Source organism: Nocardioides sp. B-3, assembly GCF_024703895.1.
Lineage (GTDB): Bacteria > Actinomycetota > Actinomycetes > Propionibacteriales > Nocardioidaceae > Nocardioides.
In genome coordinates, this window is sequence record NZ_CP087968.1 from 1457239 (window position 1) to 1478077 (window position 20839).

The 20839-nt window shown below is 70.4% G+C and carries 20 protein-coding genes and 8 pseudogenes; 15 read left to right on the forward strand and 13 right to left on the reverse strand.

From position 1 onward, the window contains the following. Positions 1–32 precede the first annotated feature (32 nt). The 7 genes and pseudogenes from LP418_RS09585 (at position 33) to acs (ending at position 4128) form a co-directional block, all read left to right on the forward strand. On the forward strand, positions 33–215 hold the full coding sequence (locus LP418_RS09585; RefSeq protein ID WP_257956107.1) for a DUF485 domain-containing protein: 183 nt from the start codon (positions 33–35) through the stop codon (positions 213–215). Continuing rightward, positions 196–402 (forward strand): DUF485 domain-containing protein, encoded by a 207-nt coding sequence (locus LP418_RS09590; protein ID WP_257956108.1) that lies wholly within the window; start codon positions 196–198, stop codon positions 400–402. Before LP418_RS09585 ends, LP418_RS09590 begins: the two co-directional genes overlap by 20 nt. Continuing rightward, positions 402–992 (forward strand): annotated as a pseudogene (locus LP418_RS09595) (solute symporter family protein); the annotation flags it as partial. The gene LP418_RS09590 and the pseudogene LP418_RS09595, both read left to right, overlap by 1 nt. A gap of 136 nt (positions 993–1128) precedes the next feature. After that, a pseudogene (locus LP418_RS09600) lies at positions 1129–1254 on the forward strand (sodium:solute symporter family transporter); the annotation flags it as partial. Between the two features lie 211 nt (positions 1255–1465). After that, positions 1466–1585 (forward strand): annotated as a pseudogene (locus LP418_RS09605) (sodium:solute symporter family transporter); the annotation flags it as partial. Between the two features lie 67 nt (positions 1586–1652). Then, on the forward strand, positions 1653–2012 hold the full coding sequence (locus LP418_RS09610; RefSeq protein WP_257956109.1) for a sodium:solute symporter family transporter: 360 nt from the start codon (positions 1653–1655) through the stop codon (positions 2010–2012). Positions 2013–2164: 152 nt separating this feature from the next. Then, positions 2165–4128 (forward strand): annotated as a pseudogene (acs, locus tag LP418_RS09615) (acetate--CoA ligase). Positions 4129–4213: 85 nt separating this feature from the next. On the opposite strand, the gene LP418_RS09620 reads toward acs, so the two are convergent. Beyond that, the gene (locus tag LP418_RS09620) at positions 4214–6076 is read right to left on the reverse strand and encodes a Na+/H+ antiporter NhaA (protein ID WP_257956110.1); all 1863 of its coding nucleotides are present in this window, start codon (positions 6074–6076) and stop codon (positions 4214–4216) included. A gap of 190 nt (positions 6077–6266) precedes the next feature. Between LP418_RS09620 and LP418_RS09625 the strand changes: the two are divergent. Further along, positions 6267–6422, forward strand: a pseudogene (locus LP418_RS09625) (phage holin family protein); the annotation flags it as partial. A 94-nt stretch (positions 6423–6516) separates the two neighbouring features. Next, positions 6517–6705 (forward strand): phage holin family protein, encoded by a 189-nt coding sequence (locus LP418_RS09630; RefSeq protein WP_257956111.1) that lies wholly within the window; start codon positions 6517–6519, stop codon positions 6703–6705. On the opposite strand, the gene LP418_RS09635 is transcribed toward LP418_RS09630, so the two are convergent. The 4 genes from LP418_RS09635 to nth all read right to left on the reverse strand — a co-directional run bounded on the left by LP418_RS09635 (position 6662) and on the right by nth (position 9722). Continuing rightward, complete coding sequence (locus LP418_RS09635; protein ID WP_257956112.1) at positions 6662–7795, reverse strand: MarP family serine protease; 1134 nt, start codon at positions 7793–7795, stop codon at positions 6662–6664. The two genes, LP418_RS09630 and LP418_RS09635, sit on opposite strands and share 44 nt — an antisense overlap. A gap of 123 nt (positions 7796–7918) precedes the next feature. Beyond that, positions 7919–8545 (reverse strand): NUDIX hydrolase, encoded by a 627-nt coding sequence (locus LP418_RS09640; RefSeq protein ID WP_257956113.1) that lies wholly within the window; start codon positions 8543–8545, stop codon positions 7919–7921. Next, the gene (locus LP418_RS09645; protein WP_257956114.1) at positions 8542–9048 is read right to left on the reverse strand and encodes a hypothetical protein; all 507 of its coding nucleotides are present in this window, start codon (positions 9046–9048) and stop codon (positions 8542–8544) included. The genes LP418_RS09640 and LP418_RS09645 overlap by 4 nt, the downstream gene beginning before the upstream one ends. Then, the gene (gene nth, locus LP418_RS09650) at positions 9045–9722 is read right to left on the reverse strand and encodes an endonuclease III (RefSeq protein ID WP_257956971.1); all 678 of its coding nucleotides are present in this window, start codon (positions 9720–9722) and stop codon (positions 9045–9047) included. The genes LP418_RS09645 and nth overlap by 4 nt, the downstream gene beginning before the upstream one ends. 178 nt (positions 9723–9900) lie before the next feature. Between nth and LP418_RS09655 the strand changes: the two genes are divergently transcribed. The 3 genes from LP418_RS09655 (at position 9901) to LP418_RS09665 (ending at position 12368) form a co-directional block, all read left to right on the forward strand. Then, positions 9901–10578: a Crp/Fnr family transcriptional regulator gene (locus LP418_RS09655; RefSeq protein WP_257956115.1), complete on the forward strand. Its 678-nt coding sequence runs from the start codon at positions 9901–9903 to the stop codon at positions 10576–10578. Beyond that, the gene (locus LP418_RS09660) at positions 10575–11594 is read left to right on the forward strand and encodes an aminotransferase class V-fold PLP-dependent enzyme (protein ID WP_257956116.1); all 1020 of its coding nucleotides are present in this window, start codon (positions 10575–10577) and stop codon (positions 11592–11594) included. The genes LP418_RS09655 and LP418_RS09660 overlap by 4 nt, the downstream gene beginning before the upstream one ends. Positions 11595–11657: 63 nt before the next feature. Then, positions 11658–12368, forward strand: coding sequence for a SigE family RNA polymerase sigma factor (locus LP418_RS09665; protein ID WP_257956117.1), 711 nt, complete (start codon positions 11658–11660; stop codon positions 12366–12368). An 841-nt stretch (positions 12369–13209) separates the two neighbouring features. On the opposite strand, the gene LP418_RS09670 is transcribed toward LP418_RS09665, so the two are convergent. From LP418_RS09670 to LP418_RS09690, 5 genes are all read right to left on the reverse strand, one after another. Further along, positions 13210–14052, reverse strand: a complete 843-nt coding sequence (locus LP418_RS09670) for a maleylpyruvate isomerase family mycothiol-dependent enzyme (protein WP_257956118.1) — start codon at positions 14050–14052, stop codon at positions 13210–13212. A gap of 40 nt (positions 14053–14092) precedes the next feature. After that, positions 14093–14239, reverse strand: a complete 147-nt coding sequence (locus LP418_RS09675; RefSeq protein WP_257956119.1) for a hypothetical protein — start codon at positions 14237–14239, stop codon at positions 14093–14095. After that, a complete protein-coding gene (locus tag LP418_RS09680) occupies positions 14205–14747 on the reverse strand; it encodes an MBL fold metallo-hydrolase (protein WP_336276049.1) in 543 nt (180 codons plus the stop codon). The genes LP418_RS09675 and LP418_RS09680 overlap by 35 nt, the downstream gene beginning before the upstream one ends. 974 nt (positions 14748–15721) lie before the next feature. Continuing rightward, positions 15722–16183 (reverse strand): RidA family protein, encoded by a 462-nt coding sequence (locus LP418_RS09685; protein WP_257956120.1) that lies wholly within the window; start codon positions 16181–16183, stop codon positions 15722–15724. A 1-nt stretch (position 16184) separates the two neighbouring features. Further along, positions 16185–16340, reverse strand: coding sequence for a DUF4177 domain-containing protein (locus LP418_RS09690; protein ID WP_257956121.1), 156 nt, complete (start codon positions 16338–16340; stop codon positions 16185–16187). A gap of 90 nt (positions 16341–16430) precedes the next feature. Here LP418_RS09690 and LP418_RS09695 point away from each other — a divergent pair, with 90 nt between their 5' ends. After that, entirely contained in the window at positions 16431–16826 is a 396-nt protein-coding gene (locus LP418_RS09695; protein ID WP_257956122.1) for a low affinity iron permease family protein, read from the forward strand. A 219-nt stretch (positions 16827–17045) separates the two neighbouring features. On the opposite strand, the pseudogene LP418_RS32945 reads toward LP418_RS09695, so the two are convergent. The 3 genes and pseudogenes from LP418_RS32945 to LP418_RS09705 all read right to left on the reverse strand — a co-directional run. Continuing rightward, positions 17046–17225, reverse strand: a pseudogene (locus LP418_RS32945) (cytosine permease); the annotation flags it as partial. A gap of 58 nt (positions 17226–17283) precedes the next feature. Further along, a pseudogene (locus tag LP418_RS09700) lies at positions 17284–18234 on the reverse strand (purine-cytosine permease family protein); the annotation flags it as partial. A gap of 51 nt (positions 18235–18285) precedes the next feature. Continuing rightward, positions 18286–19377, reverse strand: coding sequence for an MsnO8 family LLM class oxidoreductase (locus LP418_RS09705; protein WP_257956124.1), 1092 nt, complete (start codon positions 19375–19377; stop codon positions 18286–18288). Positions 19378–19578: 201 nt separating this feature from the next. Between LP418_RS09705 and LP418_RS32950 the strand changes: the two are divergent. Both LP418_RS32950 and LP418_RS09715 read left to right on the forward strand, forming a co-directional pair. Further along, positions 19579–20025: pseudogene (locus tag LP418_RS32950) on the forward strand (MFS transporter); the annotation flags it as partial. A 247-nt stretch (positions 20026–20272) separates the two neighbouring features. Beyond that, positions 20273–20818 (forward strand): MFS transporter, encoded by a 546-nt coding sequence (locus LP418_RS09715; protein WP_257956126.1) that lies wholly within the window; start codon positions 20273–20275, stop codon positions 20816–20818. Positions 20819–20839: the final 21 nt, after the last annotated feature.

Consider the following 20839-nt stretch of genomic DNA (forward strand, 5'->3'; position numbering starts at 1 on the left):
CGTGACGGTGATCACATCCCGAGGAGGTCCCCATGTCCGACGACACCAACAACGGAGTCCATCAGCGCTCCGAGCATCCGATCTATGCGGAGCTGCACGACTCAGACGACTTCGCCGAGCTGCGCAAGCGCTACCGCTCCTTCGCCATCCCGTTCACCGTGGCGTTCCCCGGCCCGGTACCTGCTCTACGTGGTGATGTCGAACTGGGCCGGTGACTTCATGAGCACCAAGGTCATCGGCAACATCAACATCGCGCTGGTCTTCGGCCTGCTGCAGTTCGCGTCCACCTTCATCATCGCGTGGCTCTACGCCCGTCACATGAACACCCACGTCGACCCGCTCGCACGCTCGCTCACGGCGCGCTACGACGCGGAGCTGCGCGGCGACAGAGGAGATTCCTGATGTCCAACACCGAGACCCTCACCGCGGTCCTCTTCCTCGCGGTCGTCGCCGTCACCGTCGCCATCACGTTCTGGGCCAGCCGCCAGTCGTCGGGCGCCGCGGACTTCTACGCCGGTGGGCGCCAGTTCAGCGGCTTCCAGAACGGCATGGCCGTGTCCGGCGACTACATGTCGGCGGCGTCCTTCCTCGGCATCTCCGGGCTGATCGCGCTCAACGGCTACGACGGCTTCCTCTACTCGATCGGCTTCCTCGTCGCCCGGCTCGTCGCGCTCCTGCTCGTCGCCGAGCTGCTCCGCAACTCGGGTCGCTACACGATGGCCGACCAGCTGGCCTACCGGATGAAGCAACGACCGGTGCGTACGGCGGCCGCCACCTCGACCGTCGTCGTGTCGATCTTCTACCTGCTGGCCCAGATGGTCGGCGCGGGCGCACTCGTCACGCTCCTGCTCGGCATCGAGGGCGAGACGGCCAAGGCCCTCGTCATCGTCATGGTCGGTCTGCTGATGGTCTTCTACGTCACCGTCGGCGGCATGAAGGGCACCACGTACGTACAGATCGTCAAGGCCGTCCTGCTGATGGTCGGCACCGTGCTGATCACCTTCCCCGGTGCTCGCGAAGTTCGACTTCAACCTGTCCGAGCTGCTCGGCGCCGCCGCCTCCAACACGGGCAAGGGCGACGCGTTCCTCCAGCCCGGGCTGAAGTACGGCATCGACCTGACCAGCAAGGTGGACTTCATCTCGCTCGGCATCGCGCTGGTCCTCGGAACGGCGGGCCTCCCCCACATCCTGATCCGCTTCTACACCGTGCCGACCGCCAAGGCGGCGCGCACCTCGGTGATGTGGGCGATCGGCCTGATCGGGTCGTTCTACCTGATGACGCTGGCCCTCGGCTTCGGTGCCGCTGCGCTCCTCGACACGGGTGCGGGCAGCAAGGTCGCCGAGAGCGGGGGCAACCTCGGCCTCGCCGCTCCTCGCGGAGGCAGTCGGTGGCGGAGCGGGCACGACCGGCGGCGCGGTGCTGCTGGCCCTGATCTCGGCCGTGGCCTTCGCGACCATCCTCGCGGTGGTCGCCGGGCTGACGCTGACCTCGGCCTCGTCGGTGGCGCACGACCTGTACGCCAATGTGATCAAGAAAGGTGCGGCCAGCGAGAAGGAGGAGGTCCGGGTCGCCCGGATCTCGGCCTTCGTCATCGGCGGCATCGCGATCGCGCTGGCGATCCCGGCGCAGAAGCTCAACATCGCCTTCCCCGGTGGCGCTGGCCTTCGCCGTCGCGGCCTCGGCCAACCTGCCGTCGATCCTGTTCAACCTGTTCTGGCGGCGGTTCAACACCCGCGGCGCCACGTGGGCGATCTACGGCGGACTCATCACGTGCCCGGTCCTCGTGGCCTCGTCGCCGGTGGTCTCGGGATCCCCGACGGCGCTGTTCACCGGGCAGGACTGGTCGTGGTTCCCGCTCGCCAACCCGGGCATCATCTCGATCCCGGCCGGATTCTTCTTCGGCTGGCTCGGGACCGTGACCTCCAAGGAGGTCGAGTCGGAGCTGGCCTTCGACGAGCTCGAGGTGCGTGCGCTCACCGGTGCCGGCGCGGAAGCCGCCGTACACCACTGAGCCACCCGCACAGGGCGGCGGCCCGTTGGCCACCGGGGCCGACGGGCCGCCGTCTTGAGCAGGGCTCCCTATCCGAACGACGGGTGGTCGCCACCGCGGCGCCCGAGTAGTTTCAAGCCGACAGCCGACGAAACGATTTCCCGGGAGATGTCATGTCCGACCAGACCCTCGCGAACCTGAGCCACGAGGAGCGTCGCTTCGAGCCGCCCGCCGAGCTCGCAGCCGGCGCCAACGTCACGGAGGAGGCCTATGACCGGGCCGACTCCGACCGGTTGGCGTTCTGGGAGCAGGCCGCCGAGCGGCTCCAGTGGGGGCAGAAGTGGGACCGGGTCCTCGACTGGACGAACCCGCCGTTCGCGAAGTGGTTCGTCGGCGGCACCATCAACGCCTCGGTCAACTGCGTCGACCGGCACGTCGACGCCGGCAACGGTGACAAGGTCGCGATCCACTGGGTCGGCGAACCGGCCGACGACATCCGCGACATCACCTACGCCGACCTGCTCGACCGGGTCTCCCGGGCCGCCAACGCGCTCACCGAGCTCGGTGTGCGCAAGGGTGACCGGGTCGCGATCTACATGCCGATGATCCCCGAGGTCGTCGTCGCGATGCTGGCCTGCGCCCGCCTCGGCGCACCGCACACCGTCGTCTTCGGCGGCTTCTCCGCCGACGCCCTCGCGTCCCGCGTCACCGACTGCGGCGCCAAGGTCATCCTCACCGCCGACGGCGGTTACCGCCGCGGGGCACCGTCCGCGCTGAAGCCTGCCGTGGACGAGGCCGTGGCCAAGGTGGGAGGCGACCTCGTCGAGCACGTCGTCGTCGTACGCCGAACGGGCCAGGGACATCGCGTGGGACGACAGCCGGGACGTGTGGTGGCACGACGTCGTGGACGCCGCGTCGCCCGATCACGAGGCCGAGATGCACGACTCCGAGCACCCGCTCTACGTCATGTACACCTCCGGCACGACCGGGACGCCGAAGGGCATCCTGCACACGACCGGCGGCTACCTGACGGGCACGTCCTACACCCACTGGTCGGTCTTCGACCTCAAGGACGACGACGTCTACTGGTGCACCGCCGACGTCGGCTGGGTGACCGGGCACAGCTACATGGTCTACGGGCCGCTCGCCAACGGCGCGACGCAGGTGATGTACGAAGGCACGCCCGATGCCCCGCACAAGGGCCGCTGGTGGGAGATCATCGCGAAGTACGGCGTCACGATCTTCTACACCGCGCCGACCGCGATCCGGACCTTCATGAAGTGGGGCGACGACATCCCCGCCGAGCACGACCTGTCCTCGATCCGGCTGCTCGGCTCGGTCGGTGAGTCGATCAACCCCGAGGCCTACATCTGGTACCGCAAGAACATCGGCGCGGACAAGACGCCCATCGTCGACACTGGTGGCAGACCGAGACCGGTCAGATCATGATCAGCCCGCTGCCGGGCGTCACCGCCGGCAAGCCGGGCTCGGCGATGAAGGCACTGCCCGGCATCTCCGTCGACGTGGTCAACGACGAGGCCGAGTCGGTCGGCAACGGCAACGGCGGCTACCTCGTGATCCGCGAGCCGTGGCCGGCCATGCTGCGCACCCTGTGGGGTGATGACCAGCGGTTCATCGACACCTACTGGTCCCGCTGGGAGGGCCTCTACTTCGCCGGCGACGGTGCGAAGCTCGACGAGGACGGCGACGTCTGGCTGCTCGGTCGCGTCGACGACGTCATGAACGTGTCGGGCCACCGCCTGTCGACCACCGAGATCGAGTCGGCGCTGGTGTCGCACCCCAAGGTCGCGGAGGCGGCCGTGGTCGGCGCGGCCGACGACATGACCGGCCGGCCGTCTGCGCGTTCGTGATCCTGCGCGAGGCCGCCGGCGACGGCGGCGCCGACATCGTCGAGGACCTGCGCAAGCACGTCGCCAAGGAGATCGGCGCGATCGCCAAGCCCCGCCAGATCATGATCGTCCCCGAGCTGCCCAAGACCCGCTCCGGCAAGATCATGCGCCGCCTGCTCAAGGACGTCGCCGAGCACCGCGAGGTGGGCGACGTCACCACCCTCGCCGACTCCACCGTGATGGACCTGATCAAGGGCAAGGAGGGCGCGTCCGCCTCGGAGGAGTGACGCTCGCCATTTTCGATACTCCGTGACGAACGGACCCCCGATGCGCTGATCTGGGGGTCCGTTTGTCACGGAGTATGCAGATGCTTCAGGCGGAGCGCGCCTCGGCCTCACGCAACCGCGCACACAGGGTCTTGAGGAGCTGGCGGGCGAAGGCGGGATCCTCGTCCAGCACCTTCTCGAAGCCCGTGTGCGGGATCGCGAGCGCCGTGAGGGGCTCGATGGCGGTCACGGTCGCTGACCGCGCCCGGCCGTCGATCATGCTGATCTCGCCGAAGGAGTCACCCGGCCCGAGGGTCCGCAGCACGCGGCCGTCCTTGCTGACGCTCGCCTTGCCCTCGAGGATGAGGTGGAACGCCATCGCGCCCAGCCCCTCGGTGGCGAGCTCCTTGCCCTCGGGGTGGGTCGTCTCCCCGGAGGCCCGGACCAGCCGCTTCAGCTGACCCTTGGACAGGTCGCGGAAGAGCTCCACCTCGGCGACCGGGTGCATCAGTTCTCGTTCGCTCGCCATGGGTGGCCTCCTCGGCGACGGTCTGTCCACACTAGGACGCCGGGCCGCAACGGCGCCTACCCAATCGTGGCTACTTCCTCCGGCTCGCTGTCGTGGCGCGACGTCGCCAGCAGGAGTACGGCGACGCCGACCGCCGCAGCGACCGGGGGACGCCAGCAGGATCCCCACCTTGGCGTCGTCACCCGGGTCGGCCGACCCCGGGAACGACAATCCGGCGATGAACAACGACACCGTGAACCCCACCCCGGCCACGGCTCCGACACCGGCGAGCATCGGCCGGGTGGTGCGGTCGGGCAGCCGGCCGAGGCCGAGCTTCACCGCGATGAACGACGCGAGCACGATCCCGACGGGCTTGCCCAGCACCAGCCCGGCCACGATCCCGAGGGCAACGGACGAGGTGACCGCGTCGCCGATCCCGCCCAGCGCGACGCCGGCGTTGGCGAGTGCGAAGACCGGCAGCACGACGTACGACGAGATGGGGTGCAGGGCGGACTGCAGCCGTTCGACCATCGGCACGGACTCGCCGAGCAGGAACCTCAACCGTCCCAGCTCGTCGGGGTCGAGGCGGTTGTCGACGAGCGCCCGGCGGGGCGAGCGGCGTGCGACGTCCTCGTTGAGCAGTGCCTTGGCGGGTGTGATCAGGCCGATCGCGACGCCGGCGAGGGTGGCGTGCACGCCCGACTGGAGCAGCGCGAACCACGCAACGACCCCGAGGCACGACGTAGACCGAGACCGCCCACACGCGCCTTCTGCAGCCCGAACATCAGCGCGAGGAGCCCGAGCGCCAGCGCGAGCCACCACATCGACAGCGACGAGGTGTAGAAGACCGCGATGACGATGATGGCGCCGATGTCGTCGACGATCGCGAGCGTCAGCAGGAAGAGCCTGTAGCGCCGACGGGATCCGCCGGCCCAGCAGGCCGAGCACGCCGACGGCGAAGGCGATGTCGGTCGCCATCGGAATGCCCCAACCGGAGCTGGCGGGACCGCCGCCCGCGATCAGCGCGTAGACACCGGCCGGCACCAGCATGCCGCCGATGGCCGCAATGATCGGCAGCGCCGCGGTCTTCGGGTCGCGCAGGTCGCCGTTGACGAGCTCGTACTTGATCTCGAGCCCGACGACGAAGAAGAAGATCACCATCAGGGCGTCGTTCACCCAGTGCTGCAGCGACTCCTCGATCCGGAGGCTGCCGAGATCGATCCCGATCGGGGTGTGCCAGAAGCTGTCATAGGACGACGCGCCCGGGCCGTTCGCCCAGACCAGCGCGACGACGGCGGCCGCGAGCAGCAGCACCGAACCGGCCGCCTCGACGCGCAGGAACTCGCGGATCGGGCGGGCCACGAGGCGCGCGAGCGGCTTGTTGCTGGCGAGGTAGGACGGCCCGGCGTTCCAGACGTCGTCGTCGGCAAGGTCGGAGGAGCCGTGCGGAAGGATCGGCATGTGGCGGCGGCTTTCGGGTCGCGGAAGTGAACTCCGCGGCATCAACACCGCGGGCCGACCAGACTTCCCGGCTCACCTGCGGTCCAGCCTAGCGGTGATCCGTGGGCACGCCGATCCGGTCGCGGAGTTTGTGTAGGGTCGGACGGGTCAGCCCGCGCCGTACGAAGGACCACAGATGGCACCCGAACCGATGAAGAACTCCGATCCGACGATCGGCGCTCTCGTCATCGACGCCAGCCGCGACATCTCGACCCTGATCTCCAAGGAGATCGAGCTCGCCAAGTCGGAGCTCAAGGTCAGCTTCAAGCACGGCGGCACCGGCATCGGCCTCTTCGCGGCGGCCGGCTTCCCGGCGCTGCTCGCGATCATCATGTTGTCGGTCGCGTTCGCCTACTTCATCCACATGACCGGGCTCGACCTCGGCGTGGTGCTTCCTGATCGTGTTCGCGGTCTATCTCCTGATCGCCGGCATCCTCGCCTTCATCGGCGTCAAGCAGGTCAAGCAGGTCAAGGGGCCCGAGCGCGATGGCGCAGGGCCGGGAGATTCCCGCAGCCCTGAAGGGCCGCAGCTGACGTGCACGGCGATCAGCCGACGCAGCTCCCGGTGTCGACCTCGGCCTCGGAGGTGACGCCCGGGGCGGCGCTCTCGGCGACCTGCTCGGCGGTGAGCGCGTAGCCCGTGTCGGGATCGGTCACCGACGCGGCGAAGATCAGCCCCACCACCTCGCCGCCCGAGTTGACGATCGGGCCACCCGAGTTGCCCCGGCGGATCAGCGCGCGCAGCGAGAAGACGTCACGCAGGACGGTGCCCGCGCCGTAGATGTTCGGCGAGCGGAGGCGCTGCTCGGCCCGGATCCGGCCGGTCTGCACGTCGTAGGGACCGTCCTGCGGGTAGCCGAGGACGGCGACCCCGTCCCGGGGCTCGGCCGACTGGTCGAAGACGAGGTGCGGCAGCTCGCCCTCGTTGAGCGCGAGCACCGCGACGTCGATCTCGGGGTTGTAGACGACCACGCTCGCCGGCACGGAGACCCCGCCGATCTCGACCTCCGGGTTGTCGACACCCGCGACGACGTGGGCGTTGGTCATCAGGCGACCCGGCGAGTAGAGGAAGCCGGAGCCCTCGACGCCGCTGCCGCAGTTGTTGCTGCCGCGCACCTTGAGCACGCTCGGCGCGGCATCCAGCACGTCGGGGTCGGTCAGCAGCCGCTCCGGCCCGGGGCCGACCCGGACGATCCGCTCGGGCGCGAAGGGCTCGAGGTAACGCGGGAAGAAGGTGGTGCCGACGACGTTGTTGAAGGCGCCCAGCACCTCGGAGGCCCGGGCGGGCAGCATGCCGTCGACCTCGGCCAGCACCGCGGACTCGCGCACGATGGGGGTGATGCCGCCGATCCGCGAACCCGAGATCGCGACACCGAGGGCCCAGGAGACCAGCAGCACCGCGGCGGCACTGAGTGCGGCGCCGCCGATGGCGTCGACGGCGCGGATGGGCTGCCACTTGATCCGGGCCCGGATGCGCGCACCGACGAACTGGAGCAGCGCCTGCCCGAGCGACGCGGACAGGATCACGATGAAGAGGGCCCCCAGCGAGACCCAGATCGACGGCTCTGCATCACCGAGCGCGATCGGCGCGACCCACACGCCGAAGAGCCCTCCGCACAACAGGCCCGCGGTGGCGAAGGCGCCGGTGACGAAGCCCTGCCAGTACCCCCGACAGGGCATAGATGCCCACGAGTGCCACCGGGCACCAGTCGAGGATGTTCACGCGGCTACTCCTCGAAGCGAGTGTTCGGCCGCATCGGAACGGTCGGTGTGGGATCACCATGCAGCATGTAGTCCGGCAGGTCACGCACCTGATCGGTGTCCCACTCGTTCGACCACCCGACGAAGTCGAAGAGCCGGGCGATGATCCCGGCCGTGAAGCCCCACAGGATGACGTCGCGCTCGGGCCCGATCAGGAACCCCGGGCCGAGCCAGCCGGACGGGTGACGCACGTTGATCCGGGTGGGCGGGATCGAGCAGGTCGTCGATCACGACGTGGTGGATCGCGTGCACCTCGTCAGGGCTGACGACGCTGACCTCGCCGCGGTGGCGCCAGTAGCCGAGGATCGGCGTGACCGCGAAGTTGGACGGCGGCAGCCACAGCTCGGGCAGCTCGCCGAACACCTCGATCTCGGCCGGGTCGAGGCCGATCTCCTCCTCCGCCTCGCGCACCGCAGCCTCGACCGGTGTCTCGCCGGGGTCGATCGTGCCGCCGGGGAAGGACACCTGCCCCGGGTGCGAGCGCATGTGGTGCGCACGCTCGGTGAGCAGCAGCTCCCCTCGCCCGTCGCCATCGACATCTGCAAACAGGATGAGTACGGCGCCGCGCCGCGCATCAGAGTCCTCGGGCGGCATGAAGCGGGTCAGCTCGTGGACCGTGATCGCGGCCGCGCCCTCGGCGACGGGCGCCAGCCAGTCCGGGACGCTCACAGCTGCACCCCGAGGTGCTCGTCGACCATCTCCACCAGCTCGTCGCTCGTCTCGATCACGACCGCCTCGACATGCGTGACCGTGCCGTCCTCGGCCACGAACGCGAGATAGGGCAGGCCACGCATCAGCGGGAACGCGCCCTGTCCGTTGATGTCGCCGGCCTCGTCCTGCACGAGCGGATAGGTCACGCCCGACTTCTTCACCAGCGCGCGGGCGTCCTCGAGCTGGTGGTCCCGGGAAGTCGATGCCGAGCATGGCCACGCGATCGCCGTACGCCGCATGGAACTCCTCGAGGACCGGCATCTCCTTGCGACACGGCGGGCACCGGGGAGGCCCACAGCGAGATGACGGCCGGGCCGCGGAGCTCTCCCGTCGACGGGCTCACCGCCGTCGAAGCCGGCGAGCGTGATGTCGGGCAACCGATCGTCCGCAACCTCCGCAGGCTGGCTGCAGCCGGTCACGACCAGCGCGGCACACAGGGCAAGGGCGAGAGACCGGATCACGCCGGTCCCTGCGTCTTGACCAGCTTCTCCGCCTCGATCGGGTCCGTCGGGCCCTCGCCGAAGGAGGGGCAGAGCTTGGCGAGGGGGCAGGCGCCGCACGCGGGCTTCTTCGCGTGGCAGCGACGGCGCCCGTGCCAGATGACGTGGTGGGACAGCATCGTCCAGTCTCGCTTGGGGAAGAGCGCGCCGATCGCGTGCTCGACCTTGACCGGGTCGGTCTCCTCGGTCCAGCCGAAGCGACGCACGAGCCGCCCGAAGTGGGTGTCGACGGTGATGCCGGGAACGTCGAAGGCGTTGCCGAGCACGACGTTGGCGGTCTTGCGGCCGACGCCGGGCAGCGTCACCCGGGTCGTCGAGGCGACCGGGCACTGGCCGTCGTAGCGCTCGACGAGCGCCCGGCTGAGCTTGAGCAGCGCGTCGGTCTTCGCCCGGAAGAAGCCGAGCGGCCCGATGATCTGCTCGAGCACCTCGCGGGGGGCGCCGGCCATCGCGACCGGGTCGGGATAGGCCGCGAAGAGCGTCGGCCGCACCGCGTTGACCCGGCGGTCGGTGGTCTGGGCGCTGAGCACCGTGACCACGAGCAGCTGGAAGGGATCATCGAAGTCGAGCTCGCAGCGGGCGTCGGGATAGGTCTCCGCGAGGACGCGGTTGACCTTGCGCGCGCGACGCACCAGCGACGTGTCGGGGGCAGGAGGGCAGGGCGGACGGGCACATCGGCAGCCTACGACCCGGCGCCGACAGCCCCCGGAGAGGTCGTTCCTGTGGTCTGATGGGCCCCGACTGGCTGATGTGACTCAGACCACGGCTAGGATTCCCACGTTCAGGCAGGCCCGAAGCTCTTGGAGGACACCGGTGGACAACGACGTGTTGCGTCAGGCTCCTCTGTTCAGCGCGCTCGACGACGAGGCAGCCACCGCGCTGCGCAACTCGATGTCGGAGACCGGGCTGCGCCGCGGCGACGTCCTGTTCCACGAGGGCGACTCGGGCGACAAGCTCTACATCGTGGCCGAGGGCAAGGTGAAGCTCGGCCGCTCCGCCGCCGACGGCCGCGAAAACCTGCTCGCCATCATGGGCCCCGGGCAGATGTTCGGTGAGCTGTCGCTCTTCGACCCGGGCCCGCGCTCGGCGACGGTCACCGCGGTCACCGACGCGACCTTCGCCTCGCTGTCCCACGAAGACCTGTTGCGATGGCTCGACGGTCGTCCGATCGTCGCCCGTGGTCTGCTCACCCAGCTCGCGAGCCGCCTGCGCAAGTCCAACGACGTCGTGGCCGACCTCGTCTTCTCCGACGTTCCCGGCCGTGTCGCCAAGGCGCTGCTCGACCTCGCCGACCGCTTCGGCCGCACCGCAGACGACGGCGTGCACGTGCACCACGACCTCACGCAGGAGGAGCTCGCCCAGCTGGTCGGCGCCTCCCGCGAGACGGTCAACAAGGCGCTCGCCGACTTCGCGTCGCGCGGCTGGCTGCGGCTCGAGCCGCGCTCCGTCGTGATCATGGACGTCGAGCGGTTGTCTCGCCGAGCCCGGTGAGCCTCGCCCCAGAGGAGTTCGCTCCCACCGGGGTCTTCCTCAACTCCGCCACGCTCGGCCTCGCGCCGCTGCGCAGCGTCACCGCGATGCGCCACTACGAGGACTCGCGGTTCGCGGGCACCGTCGACGCCGTCGCGGTCGATGCGTACGTCGAAAGCGGCCGTGCGTCCTTCGCGACCCTCCTCGGTCGCGAGCCGCGAGACGTGGCCATCGGCTCGCAGGCCAGCCAGTTCGTGGGACTCGTGGCAGCGTCGCTGCCGCCGCGCAGCGTCGTGCTCGCCGCCGAGGAGGACTTCACCTCGGTCCTCTTCCCGTTCCTGCGCGCCGACCTCGACGTCCGCCTCGTGCCGCTCGACCGGCTGCTCGACTCGATCTCCGCTGAGGTCGACCTCGTCGCCGTGTCCGCAGTGCAGTCGGCGGACGGTCGGTTGCTCGATCTCGAGGCCCCGGCGTCGCTGGCTGGGGAAGCCGGCGCCCTCACGCTCGTCGACGTCACCCGGGCAGCAGGTTGGCTGCCGCTGACCGAGCTGAGGGCCGACTACGTCGTGGGGGGCGGCTACAAGTGGCTGCTGGGCCCGCGCGGCACCTGCTTCTTCGCGGTCAGCCCGAGCGCTCCGGCGCTGCCCGAGCTGGCTGCGGGGTGGTATGCCGGCGAGTCCCGCTGGGACTCCATCTACGGCCCGCCGCTGCGCCTCGCCTCGGATGCCCGGCGCTACGATGTCTCGCCCGCGTGGGGCTGCTGGGTCGGACACGCCCCCGCTCTCGAGCTGCTCCTCGAGATCGGCGTCGACCGCATCCACGCGCACGACCTTGGCCTCGCCAACGCCTTCCGCGACGGCCTCGGCCTGCCCGCTGGCGACTCCGCGATCGTGTCCGTCAACGCTCCGTCTGACGTCGCGTCCCGACTGGCGGAGGCAGGCATCGCGGCCGCGACTCGCGCGGGACGGCTCCGCCTCTCCTTCCACCTCTACAACTCGGATGCCGACGTCGAGGCCGCGCTCCGCGCTCTCAAATAGTCCTCGCCGACTGCCACCCGTGGCCGCGGTCGCCCGCGTCGTACAAGGTGTGAGGGGGTGTCCATGACCGACCGGTCTGCGTTCGACGAGTTCGTGCACGCACGCAGCGCCGCGCTGGCGCGCACGGCGTTCCTGCTCACCGGCAACCACCACACCGCCGAGGACCTCGTCCAGCACGCGCTGCTCCAGACCGCACGGCACTGGGAGCGCATCTCGACGTCGCCCGAGGCCTACGCCCGCCGCGTGATGTACCACCAGAACATCTCCCGGTGGCGCAAGCGCCGCCTCGCCGAGAGCCCGCTGGGAACGTATGACGCACCGCACGCGCCGCAGGACAGCGACCTGCGCCTCACGCTGGACGCGGCGCTCGCGCAGCTCACGCCCAAGCAGCGCACGATCCCGGTGCTGCGCTTCTTCGAGGACCTCACCGAGGTGCAGACCGCCGACGCCGTCGGCGTCTCCGTGAGCACCGTGAAGTCCACGACCCGGCACGCCCCCGGCCCGACTGCGCGTCCTCGCGCCCGACCTCGTAGAGGCCGACTCATGACCCTGCACGACAAGCTCGGCCTGCTGGCCGACACCGCGCCCCGGCCCACTCCCGATCCGTCGGTATGGGGCCGTGGCCGGGCTCTCCGACGCCGCGACCGGATCGTCACGTCGGCCCTCGTGCTGGCCCTCGTGGTGATCCCGGGCGGACTGACGTCGCTCGTCCTCGGCCCGCCGCGGGCCTTCTCGCCGGCGGACGAGACCGTGCCGGGGGTGCGATCCCGATGAACATCGTCGACCTGCCCGATCACGTCACGGGCCCACTGGAAGGTGATCTGGCCATCGGGCAGGCCTCCGTCGCCTTCGTCGCCGAGAACGGCTCGCCCGTCGTCATCGGCGCCACGGACGGGCGCTATCACCTGCCTGACCTGCCGGGCTGGACCAACATGAGCAACATGGCCCTCGCCCTTTCTCCGGACGGTGAGCACCTTGCGTGGCAGGTCCAGAGGGGCGTGGAGGACACACAATCCAAGGTCATCGCTCTGCTCACCCTGAAGTCCGGTGACCTGACGAGGGTCGAGGTTCCGGGCAGCTCCGCGTTCCACGTGAGCACCCTCGCCCGGTCTCCCAACTCACAGCGGTTGGGTTTCATCGCCGACGTCCCACTACCCGACGCTTCAACGCTCGTCGGCCGGGTGAACCGCACCACCGGGGTCAGCTCACTGGTGCCCGGGTCCCTCGAAGAACCGGTCGGCTACAACCCGGCCATCGGCAATGACGGCCAGCTGGCCGTGGGGACGGAGGACGGTAGGGGCTTCACACTCCTGAAGCGCGGACGCTGGGAGCCCCACCTGTCGGCTGGAACGCTTTGGCCGGCCCAGTTCTCACCGTCGGGATCGTGGCTGGCCATGCTCTCGGGTCGAGGCGATTCGTCGGCAACGCTGGCTGTCGAGACCGGCAAGATGGCGGAGCACCCGTTCCCGGATGACACCTTCGACGATCGTGTGGTGCGACCCCTCGGCTGGCTGGATGACAGGTTGCAGCTGTTGGCCGTCTACGAGGTGGGTGGGCAGGACGCGGAGCTGGTGATCACGACTCCGAAGGTCGACGACACGAGCACTGGCGCCGTTCAGTCGGATCGCTGGACCCCGCGGTGGTGGCCTACGGCACGTTCGCGGTCGACCTCATCCCCGACCTCGACGGCACGACCAACCAGCAGCTCACCCACGACTTCGGCGAGCCGGAGTGGCCCGGCCAGCGCGACATCTCCCGGCTCATCGGGCTCGGCGTCGCGACCGCCATCGCCGTACTCATGGCCCTGCGGTGGCTCTGGCGTCGCCGTACCCACCTGCTCTGACGGGCGAACGGACCAAACGGACGCGCTGACCCCTCGCGCCCGCCTAACGGAGCGGGCGGTGAGCTCGTTCGGTCCGTTGGTCCGTTCAGTTAAGCCGGATCGCGACCGGCAAACGCCGCGAGCCGGTCGTACAGGCGCAGCGTCATCGGCCACGGGCACGGGCGGCGCAAAGACCGGGGCCCGGTTGGAGTCGGTCAGGGACGCCTGCAGGAAGGCAAGCCCGGCCTCGGCCACGTCGTCGTCGAGGGGCTCAGAGCGGCCCAGCGCACGTGAGAGGTCCCGGGTGTGCACCGCCATCTCCGCGGTCTGCCAGCCGGCACCGGCGGCCTCCCCGGGGGCAACGCCGTGCCAGTGGTGGATCAGGTCGTCGGCGCCGGCACGGAAGCTCGTCGCCCGGGTCCCGTCCGGGATCTGCGGGGCCGTCGACCAGTCGACCTCCTCGCCCCGCGCCATCTGCAGGAACCGCGCGGGCCCGGAGGCCGGGTGACAAGCCGGGTCGCGGACCGACCAGTCGCCACACGGCGTGGGCTTGTCGAGGTCGTCGGCGTGCACGGCGGCGAGGACGTCGCCGGCCCGGTCGAGCGCGCGGGACAAGGTCACGATGGGCTCAGTCATGACTTCCACGCTAGGCCCGGTCCCGCCCGACCACAACGGGTCAGGACGAGGCGAGATAGGCCAGCTGCGCGCGTACGGAGAGCTCGGCCGCACCCCACAGGACCGGGTCGACATCGGAGTAGACCATCTCCACGACGCGTCGCGGCAGGTCGTCACCGGGGGTCAGCGTCGCGACGGCGTCGCGCACCCGGTCGAGGCGGGTACGGCGATGGGCGATGTAGTAGTCCAACGCGCCCAGCGCGTCGGAGATGACCGGTCCGTGGCCCGGCCAGATGGACGTGATGCCCCGGGTCGGCGCACAGGGCATGCAGCCGGTCCAGCGAGGAGAGATAGGCCCCCAGCGAGCCGTCGGGGTGCGCGACGACCGTCGTCCCGCGACCGAGCACGGTGTCGCCGGTGAGCACGGCGGACTCGGACGGCACGACGAAGGACAGCGAGTCGGCGGTGTGGCCGGGGGTCGCCACCACGTGCACCTCCAACGAACCGACCGTGACGACGTCGCCGGCACCGAGGCCCTCAGAACCCAGTCTGTAGGCGGGATCCAGCGCTCGCACCCCGCAGCCGTGCGCGGAGGCGAACTCCCGCGCGGCCTCGGAATGGTCGAGGTGGTGGTGCGTCAGCAGCACCCCGACGACCTCCTGACCGACGGCAGAGACCGCGGCCGGGTGGGACTCGATCGAGGGACCGGGGTCGATGACGAGCGACTTCCGAACCGGACGTCAGCACCCGTGTGTTGGTGCCATCGAGCGTCATGATGTCCGGGTTGGGCGCGAGCACGCAGGTCGCGGAGGACCCGAAGGTGCCGCCGGTCCAGCTCATCTGGACTCCAGCAACGCCTCGTAGCCCGGCGGGGTGGAGAGGATGAAGTCCTCGCCGTCCGAGATCACCTCGGGCGTGAACATGTCGACGGTCCGGGTCGAGGCGGCAGCCAACGCGGCCGAGGCCGAGCCGAGCGTCCCGATCTCCGGGCACGTCAGGTAGGTCGGCGGCAGCATCAGCATCTCGCCCGACTCCACCGCGGCGACGGCATCGAGCGCCGGCAGCCACGTCACCGAGGACGACTCGGACGACACGTCGCGCGTCACCCGGGCGCCGGGGAGGCGCGGCCACGAAGAACCACGTGCGGTAGCGCTTGGGCTCGAAGACCGGCGTCAGCCAGCCCGACCGGGCGCCGAGCAGGTCGGTGCGCAGGACCAGCCCGCGGCGTACGAGGAAATCGGTCATCGACAGCTCGCGCGACTCGAGGGCGACCCGGTCGGCCTCCCAGTCGTCGCCGGTCGTGTCCTCGACCACCGTGTCGGCCGAGGGACCGGCCAGCAGCACGCCCGACTCCTCGAAGGTCTCGCGGACCGCCGCGCACACGAGCGCCCGTGCGAGCTCCGGGGTGCACCCCAGCGTCGTCGCCCATGAAGACACCGATGGCCCGGCCCAGGCGACATCCTCGGAGAAGTCGCGCGGGTCGACACCGCCGCCGGGGAAGACGCACATCCCACCGGCGAAGGCCATCGAGGTCTGCCGGCGCATGAGGTAGACCTCCGGACCCGACGCGCCGTCGCGCAGGATCACCACGGTCGCGGCGTTGCGCGGTTCGGCGGGCGTCGCCTCACCGGTGGCGTAGGCGCGCCCCCGGTCGACGAAGGCCTGCGGCAGCGGCGGGCGCTTCAAGGCGTCAGCCCGCGACTTCGACGATGAGCTCGACCTCGACGGGTACGTCGAGGGGCAGCACGGACACGCCGACGGCCGAGCGCGCGTGCCGGCCGAGATCGCCGAACACCTCGGCCGGGAACTCCGAGGCACCGTTGGCGACCTTCGGCTGGCCGGTGAAGTCGGGCGTCGAGGCGACGAACACGACGGCCTTCACGACGCGGGTGATGTTGTCGAGCGAGCCGATCTCGGCCCGGATCGCGGCGAGCGCGTTGAGCGCACACTGCCGCGCGCACTCGTAGCCCTCCTCCTCGGTGACCGCGCCGCCGACCTTGCCGACGGCGATCATCTCGCCGTCACGCGCGGGCAGCTGGCCGGCGGTGTAGACGAGGTTGCCGGTCCGCAGTGCGGGGACATAGGCCGCCAGCGGAGGCACGACCTCGGGAACCGCGATCCCCATCGACTCGAGCTTCGCCTCGGCACCCATGTCAGGAGGCCTTCGGGCGCTTGAGGAAGGCGACCAGCCCACCCTGCGCGTTGGTGTGGATGGCCACCAGCTCCCAGCCGTCCCGGCCGAAGTTGTTGAGCATCAGTGCTTCGTTGTGGAGCGGGATCGGCGCCACTTGGTATTCCCAGACAGTCATGCGCCGACCCTACTCAGGCACGACCCGGAGTCCACCTCAGGTCGGACGATCACGCCCGCGGCGGGGCTGGCGCTGGACTAGCCTCCGTCCATGGAGCGCAACGACGCCGCCAAGGACCGCGGCCGGGACAACGGTCCCAACCCCTTCGAGCGGTTCGTCGACGCGGCCAACCAGCGCGTCAGCCGGGCACCCTTCTTCGGCGTCATCCTCGTGGCGCTGGCCCTGTGGGCGGTGAGCAAACCGCTCTGGGCCAGCACCACGAAGTGGGAGCTGGCGCTTCACACCGGCTCGGCGATCCTGTCGCTGCTGCTGCTCGTGCTGCTCGAGAACGCCGGTCGTCGTGCCGAGGAGGCGTCACAGGAGAAGCTCAACGTCCTCGCCGAGGCGCTGGCCGACCTGATGGACCACCACGCCCGCGACTCCGAGGAGCTGCGGGAGTCCGTCACGAAGCTCCGAGACGCGGTTGGTCTCGAGGAACGTCACTGAAGGGGACCTCGACCTCCGCCGCGGGCGCGAGCGGGTTGCGGCTGGCCCAGACGTAGTACATGACGGCGGGCACGACGAGGCCGACGATCCGGGAGATGTCGGCGCCGCCCAACGCCTTGGTGACGGGCCCCGTGTACAGCTTCTGAGCCGGGAACGGCACTGGATCAGCACGCCGACGAAGTACGTCGTCAGCGCCACGACGTTCCACCGGCCGTAGCGGCCGTTGGGGTCGTAGAGCGCCGGCAGGTCGACCCGCTCCTTGGACACCGGGTAGTAGTCGGTGAGGTTGATCGCCGACCGGGGAGTGAAGACCATCAGCAGCAGGAGCACGAAGTTCTTGAAGTTGCTCAGGAAGTCGGCGCTGGCCCACAGGGCGATGCCCATCGAGGCCGCGAGCATGAGCAGCACGAAGGCGGCGCGCGTTGCTGCCCATGGTCCGGCGGCCGGTCAGCGCGGTGGTGATGGTGGCCGCGCACATGAAGCTGCCGTAGGCGTTGAGGCAGGTGACGGTGAGCTTGCCGATGACGATCAGTGCGTAGATCAGGCCGGCCACGATCGCACCGGAGGCGAGGCCGCCGAGCCAGCCGACCCGGTTGGTCAGGAACGCGTCGCCGGCCACGGCCGCGACGATCGCACCGAAGGTCATCGACAGCTGCGAGCCGAGCACGCTACCGCCGTACGTCCACCAGAAGACCGAGCGCTGTGAGGTCTCCGCGGGCAGGTAGCGCGAGTAGTCGGCGACGTACGGGCCGTAGGTCAGCTGCCAGCCGGCGGCCAGCGAGACGGCGAGCAGGAAGGTGACGACGTCGAACTGGTTGCCGGCGAAGGCCGCACTCACGTCGTGCTGGCGGACCAGCTGGACCGCGAGGTAGGCCAGCCCGAGCACGCCGAGGACGCTCGCGAAGCGACCGACCGCGTGGATCCAGCGGTAGCCGACGATGGCGATCACGGCGACGATCGCCACGAAGAGCACGATCCCGATGGTGGCGTTGTCGACGCGCAGCAGCTCGTTGATCGCCCGGCCGGCGAGGACGGTGCCGGTCGCGGTGAAGCCGAGGTACATCACGATGACCAGCACCAGCGGGACGATCGCGCCGAAGATGCCGAACTGTGCGCGGCTCGAGATCATCTGCGGCAGGCCGAGGCGCGGGCCCTGCGCCGAGTGCAGCGCCATCACGATGCCGCCGAGCAGGTTGCCGAGGAAGAGGCCGATGATCGCCCAGAGGGCGTCGGCGCCGAAGACCACCGCCAGCGCGCCGTCGACGATCGCGGTGATCTGGAGGTTGGCGCCCATCCACAGCGTGAACTGGCTGAACGGCGTGCCGTGCCGCTCCTCAGGCGGGATGACGTCGATCGTACGGCGCTCGACACCGCGGACAGCCACGGTGCTCTCGGAGGTCGTGGTCATAGGAGTGCTCCTTCGGGGGGGTGTGCCCCCATCACACTCCCGACGCCCCGGTCAGCGACACCCCCGGTCGCCGGGCTTTGTCTCAGATCCGAGATGCGAGGTCAGCCGGCCAGCAGCTTCAGCGTCGCCTCGCGCGCCGGGTTCGACCCGACCGGCGTGCCGGTGAGGGCGCCCGCGACCGGGTGCACCATCACCTCGTCGACGGAATATTCGCGCGCCAGCATCTCGATCCCGGCCTTGGCGGCGCCCGGCTCGTCGACGACCCAGCGCTGCAGCATCGTGTCGGCCATGGCCCGGTGCTGCGGCGGGAGCTCGACCTCCTCGGCCTCCTCGACCAGCCGCTGCGGTCCGAGCCGACCACCCGTGCGCAGCGCCACCATCGCGAGCGCCTGCGGCAGGTGCGAGGCGCCGCGCCTCCTCGGCCGTCTCGGCCACCGCCGCGTTCACGGTGAGGAAGGTGCGCGGCTCCGGGTTCGCCTCGGAGGGCTGGTACGTCGATCGGTAGAGATCGAGTGCCTCGGCCGTGCCCCGGCCGGCGAAGTGGTGCGCGAACACGTAGGGCAGACCCCGAGCCGCGGCCAGCCGGGCGGAGTAGTCGGAGGAGCCGAGCAACCAGATCGTCGGCACGCTCGCCGCCTTCGGCGTGGCCCGCAGCGGCTCGCGCCGACCCGCGACGGCCATCTCGACGCCGTCCGGGTGCATGAGGGTGGCCACGTCCTCGACGTACTGCAGGAACTTCGCGACCGCGTCGTCCGCCGCCGCCGTCGCACCGCCGCGCAGCACGTAGCGGGTGAGCATGTCGGTGCCGGGCGCCCGCCCGATCCCGAGGTCGATGCGTCCCGGGAAGGCGGCCTCGAGCAGGGCGAACTGCTCGGCGATCACCAGCGGCTCGTGGTTGGGCAGCATCACACCGCCCGAGCCGACCCGGATCCGCTTCGTCGCGGCCGCCGGGGTCGTCGCGATCAGCACCGGCGGGTTCGTCGCCGCCACTGCCGGCATGTTGTGGTGCTCGGCGACCCAGTAACGCGTATAGCCCAGCTCGTCGGCCACCTGCGCCAGCGATCGGGACGCCGCGACCGCATCGGCGGTCGTCTGGTCGGTGCGCACGGGCACGAGGTCGAGGACGGAGAGGGCGGGAGTCACACTCGGCCCAACGACAGGGCTCCCGGACTATTCCGCTTGACCTCAAGTCCACGTGAGCTCCTACGTTCTGCGATCGTGAGCCTGATGTCCGAGACCGCCCCCACCCCGGGCCTGCTGAGCCCGACGTACGCCGCCATCACGATCGGCATGTGCTCGCTGATCGGCTTCGTGGCGTTCGAGGCGATGGCGGTCACCACGGTGATGCCGACGGTGGCGCGCGAGCTCGACGGCACCGACCTCTATGCGCTGAGCTTCGCCGCCCCCTTGGCGAGCGGTGTGATCGGCATGGTCGCCGCCGGGCTGTGGAGCGACCGGCGCGGGCCGGTCGCGCCGCTGCTCTGGTCGATGGTGCTGTTCTCCCTCGGGCTGCTGATCTGCGGCACCGCCCCGACGATGGAGATCCTCGTGGGTGGCCGCCCGGTCCGGGGTCTGGGCGGCGGCGCCCTCACCGTCGGGCTCTACGTCCTCGTCGGCCCGGTGTTCCCACCGCGGCTGCAGCCCGGGATCTTCGCCAGCTTCGCCGCAGCCCGGGTGCTGCCCGCCCTCTTCGGGCCTGCCCCGGCCGCGTTCGTGGCCGACGCCGTCGGCTGGCGATGGGTGTTCCTCGGCGCGGTCGCCTTCGTCGCGGCCGCGGCCCTGCTGATCGCGCCGTCGCTGCGTGACAGGAAGACGGACACGGGGGTGTCGGAGGCAAGCACCGGCCGACTCGTGTGGGCCACCGTCGGGGCGGTGGCTGTGCTCGCGCTCGAGCTGCTCAGGGTCGGCCCGCGGCGTCGCCGGGCTGGGTGCCCTCGGAGCGCTCGTCCTCGTCGTACTCGCCCTCAGGCACCTGTTGCCGCCCGGATCCCTCACCGGCCGTCCGGGGTTGCCGTCCGTCATCGCGACCCGCGGGCTGATGAGCGCCGGCTTCTTCTGCGCGGAGGCCTACATCGTCTACGTGCTGCAGGAGCAGTGGGGACTCACGCCCGGCCGCGCCGGCCTCGCGCTCAGCGTGGTCGGCGTGACCCGGGCGCTGTCCAGCCAGCTCCGGGCGCGCCTCGGCGCGCGGGTCTCGCACGTGCGCGCGATGGAGGTCGGCTCGCTGCTGGTGCTGGCGGGCGTGCTCTCGCTCTCCCTCACCGTCTGGCTCGACGGGCCACCGCTCCTCGCCGGCGCGACCTACGTGCTCGCCGGCGCCGGCATGGGCTTCGGCTATCCGCGCACCAGCGTCGCAATGCTCGACGTCTCCACCGACGCCGACCGCGGCTTCAACTCCGCCGCCCTGTCCATCGCCGACTCTCTCGGGGCCGCGCTCGCACTGTCCATCTCCGGCGTCGTCTTCGCCGCGGCCGAGCGCCGGGACTCGAACCCGTTCCTCGCGGTCTTCGCCTTCGCCGTCGCCCTCGGCGTGCTCGGCGTCTTCACCTCTCGCCGCACAGCCCCCAGCCTCTCCCAGCGGTGAGTGACCCACATTCCAGACGCT